This window comes from Pseudomonas sp. NMI760_13 (assembly GCF_021283245.1).
GTDB lineage: Bacteria > Pseudomonadota > Gammaproteobacteria > Pseudomonadales > Pseudomonadaceae > Aquipseudomonas > Aquipseudomonas peradeniyensis.
In genome coordinates this window covers 86,916-100,331 of record NZ_JAJSRC010000012.1, presented here as the reverse complement: position 1 = coordinate 100,331, position 13,416 = coordinate 86,916, and the positions used below count along the sequence as shown (strand labels likewise).

Annotated in this window: 10 protein-coding genes, 1 tRNA gene and 1 pseudogene; 5 read left to right on the top strand and 7 right to left on the bottom strand. The window is 66.1% G+C overall.

Annotated features, from left to right (window positions below; all coding sequences use genetic code 11):
• The first annotated feature begins 68 nt into the window (after nt 1-68).
• Both LU671_RS14760 and LU671_RS14755 read left to right on the top strand, forming a co-directional pair.
• Complete coding sequence (locus LU671_RS14760) at nt 69-290, top strand: YgdI/YgdR family lipoprotein (protein WP_023632528.1); 222 nt, start codon at nt 69-71, stop codon at nt 288-290.
• An 81-nt stretch (nt 291-371) separates the two neighbouring features.
• Nucleotides 372-448: transfer RNA gene (locus LU671_RS14755), tRNA-Pro, on the top strand.
• A gap of 250 nt (nt 449-698) precedes the next feature.
• On the opposite strand, the gene mqo is transcribed toward LU671_RS14755, so the two are convergent.
• From mqo to LU671_RS14740, 4 genes and pseudogenes are all read right to left on the bottom strand, one after another.
• Nucleotides 699-2,264, bottom strand: a complete 1,566-nt coding sequence (gene mqo, locus LU671_RS14750) for a malate dehydrogenase (quinone) (RefSeq protein ID WP_232856037.1) — start codon at nt 2,262-2,264, stop codon at nt 699-701.
• A gap of 396 nt (nt 2,265-2,660) precedes the next feature.
• Nucleotides 2,661-3,365, bottom strand: a complete 705-nt coding sequence (locus LU671_RS29740) for a methyl-accepting chemotaxis protein (RefSeq protein WP_442964130.1) — start codon at nt 3,363-3,365, stop codon at nt 2,661-2,663.
• Between the two features lie 228 nt (nt 3,366-3,593).
• Nucleotides 3,594-3,704 (bottom strand): annotated as a pseudogene (locus tag LU671_RS29735) (hypothetical protein); the annotation flags it as partial.
• Between the two features lie 771 nt (nt 3,705-4,475).
• Nucleotides 4,476-6,239, bottom strand: a complete 1,764-nt coding sequence (locus tag LU671_RS14740) for an ABC transporter transmembrane domain-containing protein (protein ID WP_232856036.1) — start codon at nt 6,237-6,239, stop codon at nt 4,476-4,478.
• 248 nt (nt 6,240-6,487) lie between these two features.
• Here LU671_RS14740 and LU671_RS14735 point away from each other — a divergent pair, with 248 nt between their 5' ends.
• Nucleotides 6,488-6,658, top strand: a complete 171-nt coding sequence (locus LU671_RS14735; protein ID WP_203647472.1) for a PA1571 family protein — start codon at nt 6,488-6,490, stop codon at nt 6,656-6,658.
• Between the two features lie 53 nt (nt 6,659-6,711).
• On the opposite strand, the gene pdxB is transcribed toward LU671_RS14735, so the two are convergent.
• From pdxB to rlmM, 3 genes are all read right to left on the bottom strand, one after another.
• Nucleotides 6,712-7,854, bottom strand: coding sequence for a 4-phosphoerythronate dehydrogenase PdxB (gene pdxB / locus LU671_RS14730; protein ID WP_203647473.1), 1,143 nt, complete (start codon nt 7,852-7,854; stop codon nt 6,712-6,714).
• A 47-nt stretch (nt 7,855-7,901) separates the two neighbouring features.
• Nucleotides 7,902-8,144 (bottom strand): sulfurtransferase TusA, encoded by a 243-nt coding sequence (gene tusA / locus LU671_RS14725; protein ID WP_050704845.1) that lies wholly within the window; start codon nt 8,142-8,144, stop codon nt 7,902-7,904.
• Between the two features lie 210 nt (nt 8,145-8,354).
• Nucleotides 8,355-9,419: a 23S rRNA (cytidine(2498)-2'-O)-methyltransferase RlmM gene (rlmM, locus tag LU671_RS14720; protein WP_232856035.1), complete on the bottom strand. Its 1,065-nt coding sequence runs from the start codon at nt 9,417-9,419 to the stop codon at nt 8,355-8,357.
• A gap of 219 nt (nt 9,420-9,638) precedes the next feature.
• Here rlmM and acnA point away from each other — a divergent pair, with 219 nt between their 5' ends.
• Both acnA and LU671_RS14710 read left to right on the top strand, forming a co-directional pair.
• Nucleotides 9,639-12,392: an aconitate hydratase AcnA gene (gene acnA, locus LU671_RS14715; RefSeq protein ID WP_232856034.1), complete on the top strand. Its 2,754-nt coding sequence runs from the start codon at nt 9,639-9,641 to the stop codon at nt 12,390-12,392.
• Between the two features lie 196 nt (nt 12,393-12,588).
• Entirely contained in the window at nt 12,589-13,365 is a 777-nt protein-coding gene (locus tag LU671_RS14710; protein ID WP_203647474.1) for a CPBP family intramembrane glutamic endopeptidase, read from the top strand.
• Nucleotides 13,366-13,416: the final 51 nt, after the last annotated feature.

Below are 13,416 nucleotides of genomic sequence, written 5' to 3'. Positions count from 1 at the left end.
GTGCAAGGAACTTGCGTGGACGCCCTGCGTCTTAATGACATCTAGCACCATCGCACTGGAGAAACACGATGATCCAACGGACCCTTCCCGCCTTCCTGCTTGCCCTGGGCCTGGGCGCCCTCGCCGGCTGCGCCTCGCCAACCGTCATCACCCTGAACGACGGCCGCGAGATCCAGGCGGTGGACACCCCATCCTATGACGACGATTCCGGTTTCTACGAATTCGAGCAGCTCGACGGCAAGCGCACGCGCATCAACAAGGACCAGATCCGCACCGTCAAGGAGCTGTGATCCAGTCCCGCTTTTTAGCGCAACTCCTTTTTGCAACAAGGGGTTGCGTTGAAAAAAGCGATGCAGTAGCATTTTGGACATCGGAGTGTAGCGCAGCCAGGTAGCGCGTCTCGTTCGGGACGAGAAGGCCGCAGGTTCGAATCCTGTCTCTCCGACCATATCCCGCAAAAAACCCGCTTCGAGCGGGTTTTTTGTTGCCTGCGAAAAGGCCTGGTGAGGGCAACACTGAACCTTGTAGGAGCGGCCTTGTGTCGCGAAAGGGCTGCGCAGCAGCCCCAGGATTTCAGCGTTGTTGCAAAGATCGCCGGGGCCGCTTTGCGGCCCTTTCGCGACACAAGGCCGCTCCTACAGGTTGGCGTAGTACCTGTGGGAGCGGCGCACCGCCGCTCCCACGCTCAGCTCACACGGTTACTCCGGCAACACCGGCACGTACAGCAGTTGCAGGCGCGCACTGCTCCACTCACGGGTCTTGTTGGTCAGCTCGAGGTCGTTGTTCAGCTTCTGGCCGTAGGTCGGCACGATCTCCTTGAGCTTGGCTTGCCACTCGGCACTCTTGATCCGATCCTTGAAGGTCTTCTCCAGCACGCTCAGCATGATCGGCGCGGCGGTCGAGGCGCCGGGCGAAGCGCCTAGCAGCGCGGCAATGCTGCCGTCCTCGGCGGCCACCACTTCGGTACCGAACTGCAGCACGCCACCGTGCTCGGGATCCTTCTTGATCACCTGCACGCGCTGGCCGGCCTGGAGCAGTTTCCAGTCTTCGTTCTTGGCGTTGGGGAAGTACTCGCGCAGGGCCGCCATGCGGTCATCGAAACTGAGCATCAGCTGACCCATCAGGTAGGTGCTCAGGTCAATGTTGTCGATGCCGGCATGCATCATCGGGCTGATGTTGTGGGTGGTCAGCGAGCTGAACATGTCCAGCAGCGAGCCGTGCTTGAGGTACTTGGTGGAGAAGGTCGCGAACGGACCGAACAGCAGCACTTCCTTGCCATCGATCACCCGGGTGTCCAGGTGCGGCACCGACATCGGCGGCGCGCCGACCGAGGCCTTGCCGTACAGCTTGGCCTTGTGGCGGGCAACCAGGTCAGCGTTGTCGGTCATCAGGAACTGGCCACCGACCGGGAAGCCTGCATAGCCTTCAGCTTCCGCAATACCGGACTTCTGCAGCCGCTTTAGCGCGCCGCCACCGGCACCGATGAAGACGAACCTGGCCTTGACCGAAGACGCCTTGCCGCCGTTGGCCAGGTCGGCCACTACCACATTCCAGCTGCCATCGTCGTTGCGCACGATGTCGCGCACTTCATGGCTCAGGTGCAGCTGCACATTGGGATTGCGGGTCATGGAGGCGAACAGCTGGCGGGTGATCTCGCCGAAGTTCACGTCGGTGCCGATGGCCATGCGGGTCGCGGCCACTTTCTGCCCGGGATCACGGCCTTCCATTACCAGCGGCACCCACTTGCGGATCTGCTCGTGGTCCTCGGTGATCTCCATGCCACGGAACAGCGAGCTGTGTTGCAGGGCCTCGACGCGCTTGTGCAGGAAGGCGACGTTGTCGTCACCCCAGACGAAGCTCATGTGCGGCACATTGTTGATGAACGAACGCGGGTTGCTCAGCACGCCCTGCTCGACCTGGTAGGCCCAGAACTGCTTGGACACCTCGAACTGCTCGTTGACGTTGACCGCCTTGCTGATGTCGATGCTGCCGTCCTTGCCGACGCTGGTGTAGTTCAGCTCGCAGAACGCCGAGTGGCCGGTGCCGGCGTTGTTCCAGGCGTTGGAACTTTCCTCGGCGACCTGGTCCATGCGCTCGTAGACGTCGACCTTCCAGTTCGGTTCCAGCTCGGTGAGGTAGGTCCCCAGGCTCGCACTCATGATGCCGCCGCCGATCAGCAGGACATCGACGGACTTCTGTGGCTCCGCGGGCTTGGAGCAGCCGATGACGCTCAGGCACAGGAGCGTCAGCAGGATTTTTTTCATTAGCTCAATCCAATTGAAGTGAAGGACTGGCAGTCGTTGCCCCCGGCGTGCACGCCCGGATGTTGTTGTTCTGGTCAGCAGGAGTCTTGCGAAATCGGGGCACGATCGCCTCGGGCCGTGGCCCGGAGCGCCGTAAAGCAGGGAGTGTGCCAGGTTGGCCTGGGCCAATGGCGCAGTGGGCTTGGCAGGGGCGGGTTGGCGGCAATCCGCCAAATGGATGGGTACTTTGCCTGAGGAATGGCGGTTTTCCCCCGAACGCCTGTAGGAGCGGCCTCGTGCCGCGAAAGGGTTGCGCAGCAGCCCCAGGATATCAGCGCCATGGCGAAAATAGCCGGGGCCGCTTTGCGGCCCGTTCGCGGCACAAGGCCGCTCCTACACAGGGATCGTGCAGGCTTGTCAGGCAGTGAGGCGGGAAGTGACTTCGCCCAACTGGCCCGACAACCCATGCAGGCGCTGCCCGGCTTGCTCGGTGTGCTGCACGGCCTCCTGGTTGGCGGTGGCGATGCGGGTGATCTCGACCAGGTTGCGCGAGATGTCCTCGGCGACGCTGGTCTGTTCCTCTGCGGCGGTGGCGATCTGCCGGTTCATGTCGCGGATCGCTTCAACCGCCGTGGTGATGCGCTGCAGCATCTGCCCGGCCTGCTGCACCTGCTCGGCGCCCTCCTCGCTGCGCTGCTGGCCGCTCTCGATGGCCTTGACCGCCTCCACCGCGCCCGATTGCACCGCCTCGATGATCTGGTGGATCTCGGCGATCGACGCCGCGGTGCGCTGGGCCAGGCTGCGCACCTCGTCGGCCACCACCGCAAAACCACGCCCGGCCTCGCCGGCACGGGCGGCCTCGATGGCGGCGTTGAGCGCCAGCAGGTTGGTCTGCTCGGCGATGCCGCGAATCACTTCGAGCACCTTGCCGATCCGCGTGCTGTCGTGTTCCAGGTGACGGATCACCGTCGCGGTACCGGCGATCTCGCGGTTGACCACGGCAATGGTATCGATGGTCCGCTGCATGACCTGCTCGCCGGCCTGGGCGCTGTGGTCGGCCTCGTCCGCGGCGCGGGCGGCGTCGGCGGCGTGGCGCGCCACTTCCTGGGCGGTGGCCGACATCTCGTGCATGGCCGTGGCGACCTGGTCGGTGCGCTGGAACTGGTCGTGGGTGCCATGGGCCATGTCGCCGGCGATGCTGCGCAGCCGGCCGCTGGCACTTTCCAGCTCCTCGGCGTTGTCCTTGAGGCGGCCGACGGTGTCAGCGAGGAAGTCGCGCAGGGTGTTGGCGGCCAGCGCCAGGCGCCCCAGTTCATCCTCGCGGCGGCTGTCGACGCGGGCGGCGAAACGCCCCTGGCTGAGCTGGGCGACATAGTCGATCAGCTGGCGAATCGGCTCGACCAGGCTGCGATTGACCAGCCACAGGCTGAACAGCCCGACCAGCACGGCCGAGCCCAGCATCACCAGCACGCCCAGCCACACCGTGCGCTCGGCGCTGGCGCTGATGGCGCCGGCACGCCCGTGGGCGTCGGCGCGCAACTGCTCCACCAGCGCGCTCATCTGGTCGCTGGTGGCCCGGTCCACGCCCTTGACCGCCAGGTCGCCCGCCACCGGGTCGCCGCCGGCGGCCAGGAACGCCTGGCGTCCCTGCTCATAGGCCGAGCCCAGCTGCCGGTGGCTGGCCTTGAGCTGCTCCAGGCGCGCCTTGAGCGCCGGCTCACTGCTGTCGATCAATTGCCCCAGCAACTGCTGCACCTGCTGCTCGCGGCTCTGGAACTGCTGCCAGTACTTGTCCAGCTCCGCCGGCTGGCGACCGCGCAGCAGCACGTTCTTCCACTCCTGCACCTGGATCTTGAACTGCAGGTTGGCTTCGTCGATCAGTTGCGAGGCACGCAACGGCCCGTCCACCAGCTCGGCATAGCCGCGCACGCTGGACGACAGGAACTGGAAACACACCAGGGCGATCAGCAGGATCGCCACCAGGCTGCCACCGAGCAGGGAGAGAATTTGCACTCTGAGGGATTTACGCAAGATTGCGGATCTCGGAACAAGGAAGAGGGAAAACGGCGCGCGACGGCACCGCCGACGGAGGCATCCTTGTCCTCGTTCGCTGGCCCCAAAAAAGCCGCCATCGGGCGATGGCAGCCAGGGCGAGCACCTGCGCAACCGCCGAGGCAGATAGTCTCAGGCAATTGCTACAGAATTGTTACAAAACAGCGACAACCAAGCCGCTCAGGCCGGGTTGAATTGCAGCGCGGCCAGGCGTGCGTAGAGTGGGCTTTGCTCGATCAATTGTCGATGGCTGCCGACTGCCGCCAGTCGGCCTTTGTCGATCACCGCGATGCGGTCGGCATGCTGCACCGTCGCCAGGCGGTGGGCGATGACCAGCGTGGTGCGCCCGGCCATCAACTGCGGCAACGCCTGCTGGATCAGGTGCTCGCTCTGCGCGTCCAGGGCGCTGGTGGCCTCGTCCAGCAGCAGGATCGGCGCATCCACCAGCAACGCCCGGGCGATCGCCAGGCGCTGGCGCTGGCCGCCGGACAAACCCACGCCGCCTTCACCCAGGAGCGTCTGGTAGCCCTGGGGCAACTGGGCGATGAACTCATGGGCATGGGCGCCGCGCGCCGCCGCCTCGACCTCGGCCAGACTGGCCTCGGGCCGACCGTAGCGGATGTTGGCCTCGACCGTGCCACGGAACAGCGCCGGCTGCTGGGCCACCAGGGCGAACTGGCGACGCAGCTCGGCCGGCTCCAGCCCGGTGATCGGTTGGCCGTCGAGCAGAATCGCGCCGCCCTGCGGGTCGTAGAAGCGCAGCAGCAGGTCGAACAGGGTCGACTTGCCGGCCCCCGACGGCCCGACCAGGGCCACGGTCTCGCCCGGGCGGATGTGCAGGCTCAGGCCATCGATGGCAGCGGCAGTGGGGCGTGACGGGTAGGCGAAGCGCACGTCGCACAGCTGGATGTCACCCGTGGCACGGCCCTGCGCCAGCCCCTGCGGTCGTGCCGGCGCCAGGATAGCCGTCTGCGCCGCCAGCAGCTCGGCGATGCGCTCGGCGGCACCGGCGGCACGCTGCAGTTCGCCGATCACCTCGCTCAGGGTGCCGAAGGCGCTGCCGACGATCAGGCTGTAGAACACGAAGGCGGCCAGCTCGCCGCCGGAGATGCGTCCGGCGATCACGTCCATGCCGCCGACCCAGAGCATCACCCCTACCGCCCCGAGCACCAGCACGATCACCAGGGTGATCAGCCAGGCACGCTGGGCGATGCGCCGGCGCGCCACGCCGAACGCCGCCTCCACGGTCTCGGCGAAGCGCGCCTGGTCATGCCCTTGATGGTTGTAGGCCTGCACCGTCTTGATCTGACCGAGGGTCTCGGCGACATAGCTGCCCACGTCGGCCACCCGGTCCTGGCTCTGCCGCGACAGGCTGCGCACGCGCCGCCCGAACAGCAGGATCGGCGCCAGCACCAGGGGCAAGGCCAGCACCACGATGCTGGTCAGCTTGGGGTTGGTGACGAACAGCAGGATCACCCCGCCCAGCACCATCAGCGCGTTGCGCAGGAACATCGACAGCGACGAACCGATCACCGACTGCAGCAAGGTGGTGTCGGCGGTCAGCCGCGACTGGATTTCCGAGCTGCGGTTGTCCTCGAAAAATCCCGGGTGCAGGCCGATCAGGTGGTCGAATACCGCCCGGCGGATATCGGCCACGCAGCGCTCGCCGATCCACGACACCAGGTAGAAACGGGCAAAGGTCCCCACCGCCAGCGCCACCACCAGCAGCAGGAACAGGCCGATGGTCTGGTTGAGCTGGTGCGCCGAACCGGTCATGAACCCCTGGTCGACCAACAGGCGGATGCCCTGCCCCATGGACAGGGTGATGGCGGCGGTGACCACCAGCGCCAGCAAGGCCAGTAGCGCCTGGCGGCGATAGGGGCGCACGAAATGCCAGCCCAGGTGCAGGGCGCGGCGCTGGCGGGGAGAGATTGGCTCGGGCATGGCGAAAGTCGTTCTTTGCACGGATTAGACCAAGACTACCACTCGTCGGCCCCATGCAACGCCTGGGAATCCGTCGCCGTCCCATGATCGAACAGAACAACAGTGACTATGCTCATTCGTTCTAACCTGTGTCTGGAGCTTTGTCGCGCTTTCTGTTGGACTGTTCCGGCATGACGCCGAAGAAACTGTCACAGACCAGTCACGGCGAAGCACTACCTTGAGCTTGAACCTGAAAGAGGAGACAGGATATGAGCTTGCAGCACACCGATACGCCCAAGAACCAGAACCGTCCGCAACCTCAGGTCTGCGGCTCGATCATCGATGCCCAGGGCCGCGAGGTCCCGATCACCGAGCAGATGATCCAGAAGGCCTGCAAGGACCTGGAAGACAGCCGGGTCAAGAAAGTCGGCAAGGCCTGACCCCCGAATTGCGTGCAACCCGGCGCTTGCGCCGGGTTTTTATTGGCTGGCCGTCAGGCCAGCACCGCCCCCAGTGCGCTGACCAGTTGCACCAGCTGCGGCGCCTCTCCACGGACACGTACCGCCAGCCCCTCGATCTCGCGCCTTACCGGGTAGTGCTTGCGCAGCAGGTCGAACGCTGCACGCTGTTCGGCCGGCTCTTCGCTCAGGCTGCGACGAAAATCCGCATCGTCGCGACGTGGGTCGTAGACCGCCCGGCACAGGGTGGCCAATGCCCACGCCGGATCCGCGCTCGGGTCAAACTCGATCTGCGCCAGACCCGGCGCCGGCAACAGGTCGGCCAGGCGCACCTGCTCGGGCTCCCCGCGCCAGCGGCAGAAGGCCTGGTAGATCTGCGCCGTGCCCCGCTGCTTGCCGTCCAGGCTGTAGCCGGCGATATGCGGCGTGGCCAGGGTGCACAGGTCGGCCAGTTGCAGGTCCACCTGCGGCTCGCCCTCCCACACATCAAGCACCGCGTGCAGATCCTCGCGATCCAGCAGCAGTTCGCGCAGGGCCGCGTTGTCCACCACCGGGCCGCGGCTGGCGTTGATCAGCCAGGCGCCGGCACGCAAGCGGGCCAGGCGCGGCTGGTCGAGCAGGTGCCAGGTCGGGTGATCGCCGCCGCGTTGCAGCGGCGTGTGCAGGCTGATCACGTCGCACTGCTCGAGGATCGTCTGAAGGTCGACAAAGTCGCCGCCCTCGCTGGCCTGGCGCACCGGGTCGCACACCAGCACCTTCCAGCCCAGGCCATGCAGCACCCGCACCAGGCGCCCGCCGACCTCGCCGGCGCCGACCACGCCATAGACGCGCTTGGCCAGGTCAACGCCGTCGAGTTCGGCCAGGGTCAGCAGGCTGCCCAGCACGTAGTCCACCACGCCACGGGCGTTGCAGCCCGGCGCGCTGCTCCAGTGGATACCGGCCTGGGCGAAATAGTCGAGGTCGAGGTGATCGGTGCCGATGGTGCAGGTGCCGACAAAGCGCACCCGGCTGCCTTCGAGCAGTTGCCGGTCGACGCGGGTCACCGAGCGCACCAGCAGCACGTCGGCGTCCTTGACGCAGGCGGCGTCGATGGCCCGGCCGGGGTAGCGGCGGATCTCGCCGAAACCGGCGAAGAAGGCATCGAGCAGCGGGATATTCTCGTCGGCAACTATCAGCATGGTGCTCTCCTGTCAGGGGAGCGCAGTGTAGCGCGATCGCAGCCGGCTCAGTCGGCCTTCTTGCGGATCCAGTACAGGTAGGTGCCGGCCTCTTCCTGCTGGCCGAGCAACTCGTGGCCGAGGAAGATGCAGAACTTGGGAATGTCGCGACGGGTCGACGGGTCGGTGGCGATCACCTTGAGCACGCCGCCGCCGGCCAGCTCGCGCACGTGCTTGTGCAGCATCATCACCGGCTCCGGGCAGTTCAGGCCGGTGGCGTCGAGGATCGCGTCGTGGGTGAAATCGGTCATGTAGGGCTCCGCAAAATGATCGTCATTGTGGCGCATCGGTCGAGGTGCTCCAAGGGGCTGAGAACCGAAGCCCCCTGTAGGAGCGGCCTTGTGCCGCGAAAGGGCTGCAGAGCAGCCCCGGCAATTTCTGCTTTCACGCTGAAATCCTGGGGCCGCTTTGCGGCCCTTTCGCGGCACAAGGCCGCTCCTACAGTGGCCGGGCAAACCCGTTTAACGCGGTTTCAGGTCCAACCGGCGCAGGTGGCAGGTCACTTCCTCGCGGTCGTGATACAGCTGCTTGCAGGCGATCGACACCTTCACCTTGCGCGCCTTGAACCCGGCCTCGATGCGCTCGAGCAGCTTGCGCACCTCGGCATGGCGCTGCTTCATCGGCAGCTTCAGGTTGACCACTGCCTCGCGGCACAGTCCTTCGCCCAGCCAGGTCTCGATCAGCGAGGCGGTGCGCGCCGGCTTCTCGACGATGTCGCAGACCATCCAGTCCACGGTCTGGCGGGGTTTCCAGGTGAAGCCGTCAGCCATCAGGTGGGTGACCAGGCCAGTGTCCATCAGGCTTTCGGCCATCGGCCCGTTGTCGATGGCGGTCACCAGCATGCCGCGCTTGACCAGCTGGTAGGTCCAGCCGCCGGGGGCGGCGCCCAGGTCGACGCCGGTCATGTCGTCGTTCAGGCGCTGGTCCCACTGCTCGCGGGGAATGAACTGGTGCCACGCCTCCTCGAGCTTGAGGGTCGAGCGGCTGGGGGCTTCGCGGGGGAACTTCAGGCGCGGGATGCCCATCGGCCACAGCGCCGAGTTGTCGGCCTCGGCCAGCCCCAGGAACACCCGCCGGCCACTGATGAAGGTCAGCAGCAGGCGCGGCCGCCGGGCGTCGTCCACCAGCCGTCCGGCCTTTTCCAGGGCCTTGCGCAGCGGTACTTCGAACTTGCGGCAGAAGGTCGACAGTTCCTTGCCGTCGTTGCTGTCGAGCACTTCCAGCCAAAGGCTGCCGCACACCGGCAGCGCGGCAAGGTGCTCGAGCAGCACGCTGATGCGGTCGGTCTCCGGCAGCTCGACGTAGGCGCCGCGGGCCCACTGGCGCGGGAAGATCAGCTGCGAAAAGCGCAGCGTCTGCATCATGCGTTGGGCACCGTCCGCCTCGCTGCAGACGAACTCGGCACAGGCACTCTGCGGCTTGCCCTTGGCATAGCCGGCCACGCCCAGGTGGGCGGCGTGTTCGCTGATTTCGGCGCAGACCTCGCCCTCGAAGCCGGGCCGGCAATGCATGAACAGGGTATTCATTTCTCACTCCACATCACTGGCGCAGACGGCGCCAGGGCGGCGAATGATAAAGGAAGATCGGAACCGACGACACGCCCCATCGGTCCAGAAAAGGGTCAGGGCGGACAAACCGGTCTAACCTGACTGTTCAGCCAGGTCCGTGCCGTGCGGACCGGTCCAGAGCGGTGACACCGGCGAGCGACCCGCAGTCGCCGGGCACCGGAGCACAAGGAGTTGTAAATGCCCTCGCTCGATAGCCTGAAAACCCTCAAGACCCTCCAGGTGGCCGACCGCGCCTACCACTATTTCAGCCTGCCCGACGCCGCGCGCCAGCTCGGCGACCTGCAACGCCTGCCCATGTCGCTGAAGGTGCTGCTGGAAAACCTGCTGCGCTGGGAAGACGGCAAGACCGTCACCGGCGACGACCTGCGCGCCCTGGCCCAGTGGCTGCAGGAGCGTCGCTCCGATCGCGAGATCCAGTACCGCCCGGCGCGGGTGCTGATGCAGGACTTCACCGGCGTACCGGCGGTGGTCGACCTGGCCGCCATGCGCGCTGCGATGGCCAAGGCCGGCGGCGACCCGCAGCGGATCAACCCGTTGTCGCCGGTGGACCTGGTGATCGACCACTCGGTAATGGTCGACCGCTACGCCAGCCCCAATGCCTTCGCCCAGAACGTCGACATCGAGATGCAACGCAACGGCGAGCGCTACGCCTTCCTGCGCTGGGGCCAGAGCGCCTTCGACAACTTCCGCGTGGTACCGCCGGGCACCGGCATCTGCCACCAGGTCAACCTCGAGTACCTGGGCCGCACCGTGTGGACCCGCGAAGCGGACGGCCGCACCTATGCCTTCCCCGACACCCTGGTCGGCACCGACTCGCACACCACCATGATCAACGGCCTGGGCGTGCTCGGCTGGGGCGTGGGCGGCATCGAAGCCGAGGCGGCAATGCTCGGCCAGCCGGTGTCGATGCTGATCCCCGAGGTGATCGGCTTCAAGCTCACCGGCAAGCTGCGCGAGGGCATCACCGCCACCGACCTGGTGCTGACGGTGACGCAGATGCTGCGCAAGAAGGGCGTGGTGGGCAAGTTCGTCGAGTTCTATGGTGACGGCCTGGCCGACCTGCCGCTGGCCGACCGCGCCACCATCGCCAACATGGCTCCCGAGTACGGCGCCACCTGCGGCTTCTTCCCGGTGGACCAGGTAACCCTGGACTACCTGCGCCTGTCCGGTCGCCCCGAGGAGGCCGTGCAACTGGTCGAGGCCTACAGCAAGGCCCAGGGCCTGTGGCGCCTGCCGGGCCAGGAGCCGCTGTTCAGCGATACCCTGGCGCTGGACATGAACGACGTCGAAGCCAGCCTCGCCGGGCCCAAGCGCCCGCAGGACCGGGTCGCCCTGGGCCAGGTCGCCCAGGCCTTCGACCACTTCATCGAGCTGCAGCCCAAACCACTGGCCAAGGAGGTCGGCCGCCTGGAAAGCGAGGGAGGCGGCGGTGTGGCGGTGGGCAATGCCGACCAGGCCGGCGAGATCGACTACACCCACGAAAACCAGACTCACACCCTGCGCGACGGCGCCGTGGTGATCGCCGCCATCACCTCCTGCACCAATACCTCGAACCCCAGCGTGATGATGGCGGCCGGGTTGGTGGCGAAAAAAGCCGTGGAGAAGGGCCTGACCCGCAAACCCTGGGTCAAGAGCTCACTGGCGCCAGGTTCCAAGGTGGTCACCGACTACTACAAGGCCGCGGGCCTGACACCTTACCTCGACCAGCTTGGCTTCGACCTGGTTGGCTATGGCTGCACCACCTGCATCGGCAACTCCGGCCCCCTGGACGAGGCGATCGAGAAAGCCATCGGCAGCGCCGACCTCACCGTCGCTTCGGTGCTGTCGGGCAACCGCAACTTCGAAGGCCGGGTGCACCCGCTGGTCAAGACCAACTGGCTGGCCTCGCCGCCGCTGGTAGTGGCCTATGCCCTGGCCGGCAGCGTGCGGCTGGACCTGACCAAGGACGCCCTGGGTACCGGCAAGGACGGCAAGCCCGTGTACCTGCGCGATATCTGGCCAAGCCAGCAGGAAATCGCCGAGGCCGTGCGCAAGGTCGACACGGGCATGTTCCACAAGGAGTACGCCGAAGTGTTCGCCGGCGACGCCCAGTGGCAGGCCATCGAGGTGCCCCAGGCGGCCACCTATGTCTGGCAGGACGACTCCACCTATATCCAGCACCCGCCGTTCTTCGACGACATCGGTGGTCCACTGCCGGAAATCGGCGATATCCACGGCGCGCGCATCCTCGCCCTGCTCGGCGACTCGGTGACCACCGACCATATCTCCCCGGCCGGCAACATCAAGGCCGACAGCCCGGCCGGCCGCTACCTGCGCGGCAAGGGCGTGGAACCACGGGACTTCAACTCCTACGGTTCACGGCGCGGCAACCATGAGGTGATGATGCGCGGCACCTTCGCCAACATTCGCATCCGCAACGAGATGCTCGGTGGCGAGGAAGGCGGCAACACCCTGTACGTACCCACGGGCGAAAAACTGTCGATCTACGATGCCGCCATGCGCTACCAGCAGGACGGCACGCCACTGGTGGTGATCGCCGGGCAGGAATACGGCACCGGCTCCAGCCGCGACTGGGCGGCCAAGGGCACCAACCTGCTGGGGGTCAAGGCGGTGCTGGCGGAGAGTTTCGAGCGCATCCACCGCTCAAACCTGGTGGGCATGGGCGTGCTGCCGCTGCAGTTCAAGGCCGGCGACGACCGCAAGCGCCTGGGGCTGACCGGCAAGGAACGCATCGATGTGCTGGGCCTTGGCGGGGCGCAGATCCGCCCGGGCATGAGCCTGAAGGTGCGCATCACCCGCGAGGACGGGCGCCAGGAGCAGATCGAAGTGCTGTGCCGGATCGATACCCTCAATGAGGTGGAGTACTTCAAGTCAGGGGGGATCCTGCATTATGTGCTGCGGCAATTGATCGCGGAGCAAAGCAGGCGATAGTTGGCTTCGCAGCCCTTTCGCGGCACAAGGCCGCTCCTACAGGGGAACGCGATCTCTTGTAGGAGCGGCCTTGTGCCGCGAAAGGACCGCAAAGCGGTCCCGGCATTACCCGCCCAAGCGCGTAAACATCCAAGTGTCCTGAAGGCCATGGGGTAAGTCCTACCCTCCTCGGATTCACCGGCACTAAGGAAATGTCATGCCTCTTCCCCACTGGATCGCCCTGCTCCTGCTCGCCCTCGGCTATGCAATCGCCCTGACCTACGGCAGCCTCGGCCTCGCCGCCCTGCCCGCCTTGCTCGCCCTGCTGTGCAGCGCACTGCTCGCCCGCCGTCCGGTACGCTGGCAACAAAGCCTCGGCCACTTGCTGTTCATCCTGCTCGCCCTCGCCCTGGCCCTGCACTGGCTGCCCGGCTTCCACAGCGCCAAAGTGATCGACAAGGCCGTGCTCAGCGACGGCGCCGTGCCCTTCTCCCTGTACCTCAACCTGGACAAGCCTCTGATCGGTCTGTGGTTGCTGCTGGCCTGCCCGTGGCTGGTGATGCTGCGCCCACGCGGCCTGCTGCCCGGCCTGGCACTGACCCTGCCATTGACCCTGCTCGCCTGCCTGGGCGGCGCCTGGGCACTGGGCATGGTCGCCTGGGCACCGAAATGGCCCGACCAGGCCTGGCTGTGGCTGCTGAACAACCTGCTGTTGGTGAGCCTGACCGAAGAACTGTTGTTCCGTGGCTATATCCAGGGCGGCCTGCAACGTCTGTTCAGGCATGAAGGGCTGGCGTTGCTGGTGGCCGCGCTGTTGTTCGGCCTCGCCCACCTGGCCGGTGGCTGGCAATGGTTCTACCTGGCCACCCTGGCCGGGGTGGGGTATGGTCTGGCCTATCGCCATGGCGGGCTGGCGGCGGCGGTGCTGTGCCACACCTGCGTCAACCTGGCGCACTTCGCCGCTTTCAGCTACCCGATGCTGGCCCCGAATTGAACAATCGGTCATGATCAGACCTGATCGTCATCATTTATAAAGAAAACTGCA

Bases quoted from the DNA above. Each gene is read 5' to 3' on its own strand.
- LU671_RS14760 (WP_023632528.1), top strand. From the start codon at position 69: ATGATCCAACGGACCCTTCCCGCCTTCCTGCTTGCCCTGGGCCTGGGC.
- mqo (WP_232856037.1), bottom strand. From the start codon at position 2,264: ATGAAAAAAATCCTGCTGACGCTCCTGTGCCTGAGCGTCATCGGCTGC.
- LU671_RS29740 (WP_442964130.1), bottom strand. From the start codon at position 3,365: ATGTCGGCCACCGCCCAGGAAGTGGCGCGCCACGCCGCCGACGCCGCC.
- LU671_RS14740 (WP_232856036.1), bottom strand. From the start codon at position 6,239: ATGCCCGAGCCAATCTCTCCCCGCCAGCGCCGCGCCCTGCACCTGGGC.
- LU671_RS14735 (WP_203647472.1), top strand. From the start codon at position 6,488: ATGAGCTTGCAGCACACCGATACGCCCAAGAACCAGAACCGTCCGCAA.
- pdxB (WP_203647473.1), bottom strand. From the start codon at position 7,854: ATGCTGATAGTTGCCGACGAGAATATCCCGCTGCTCGATGCCTTCTTC.
- tusA (WP_050704845.1), bottom strand. From the start codon at position 8,144: ATGACCGATTTCACCCACGACGCGATCCTCGACGCCACCGGCCTGAAC.
- rlmM (WP_232856035.1), bottom strand. From the start codon at position 9,419: ATGAATACCCTGTTCATGCATTGCCGGCCCGGCTTCGAGGGCGAGGTC.
- acnA (WP_232856034.1), top strand. From the start codon at position 9,639: ATGCCCTCGCTCGATAGCCTGAAAACCCTCAAGACCCTCCAGGTGGCC.
- LU671_RS14710 (WP_203647474.1), top strand. From the start codon at position 12,589: ATGCCTCTTCCCCACTGGATCGCCCTGCTCCTGCTCGCCCTCGGCTAT.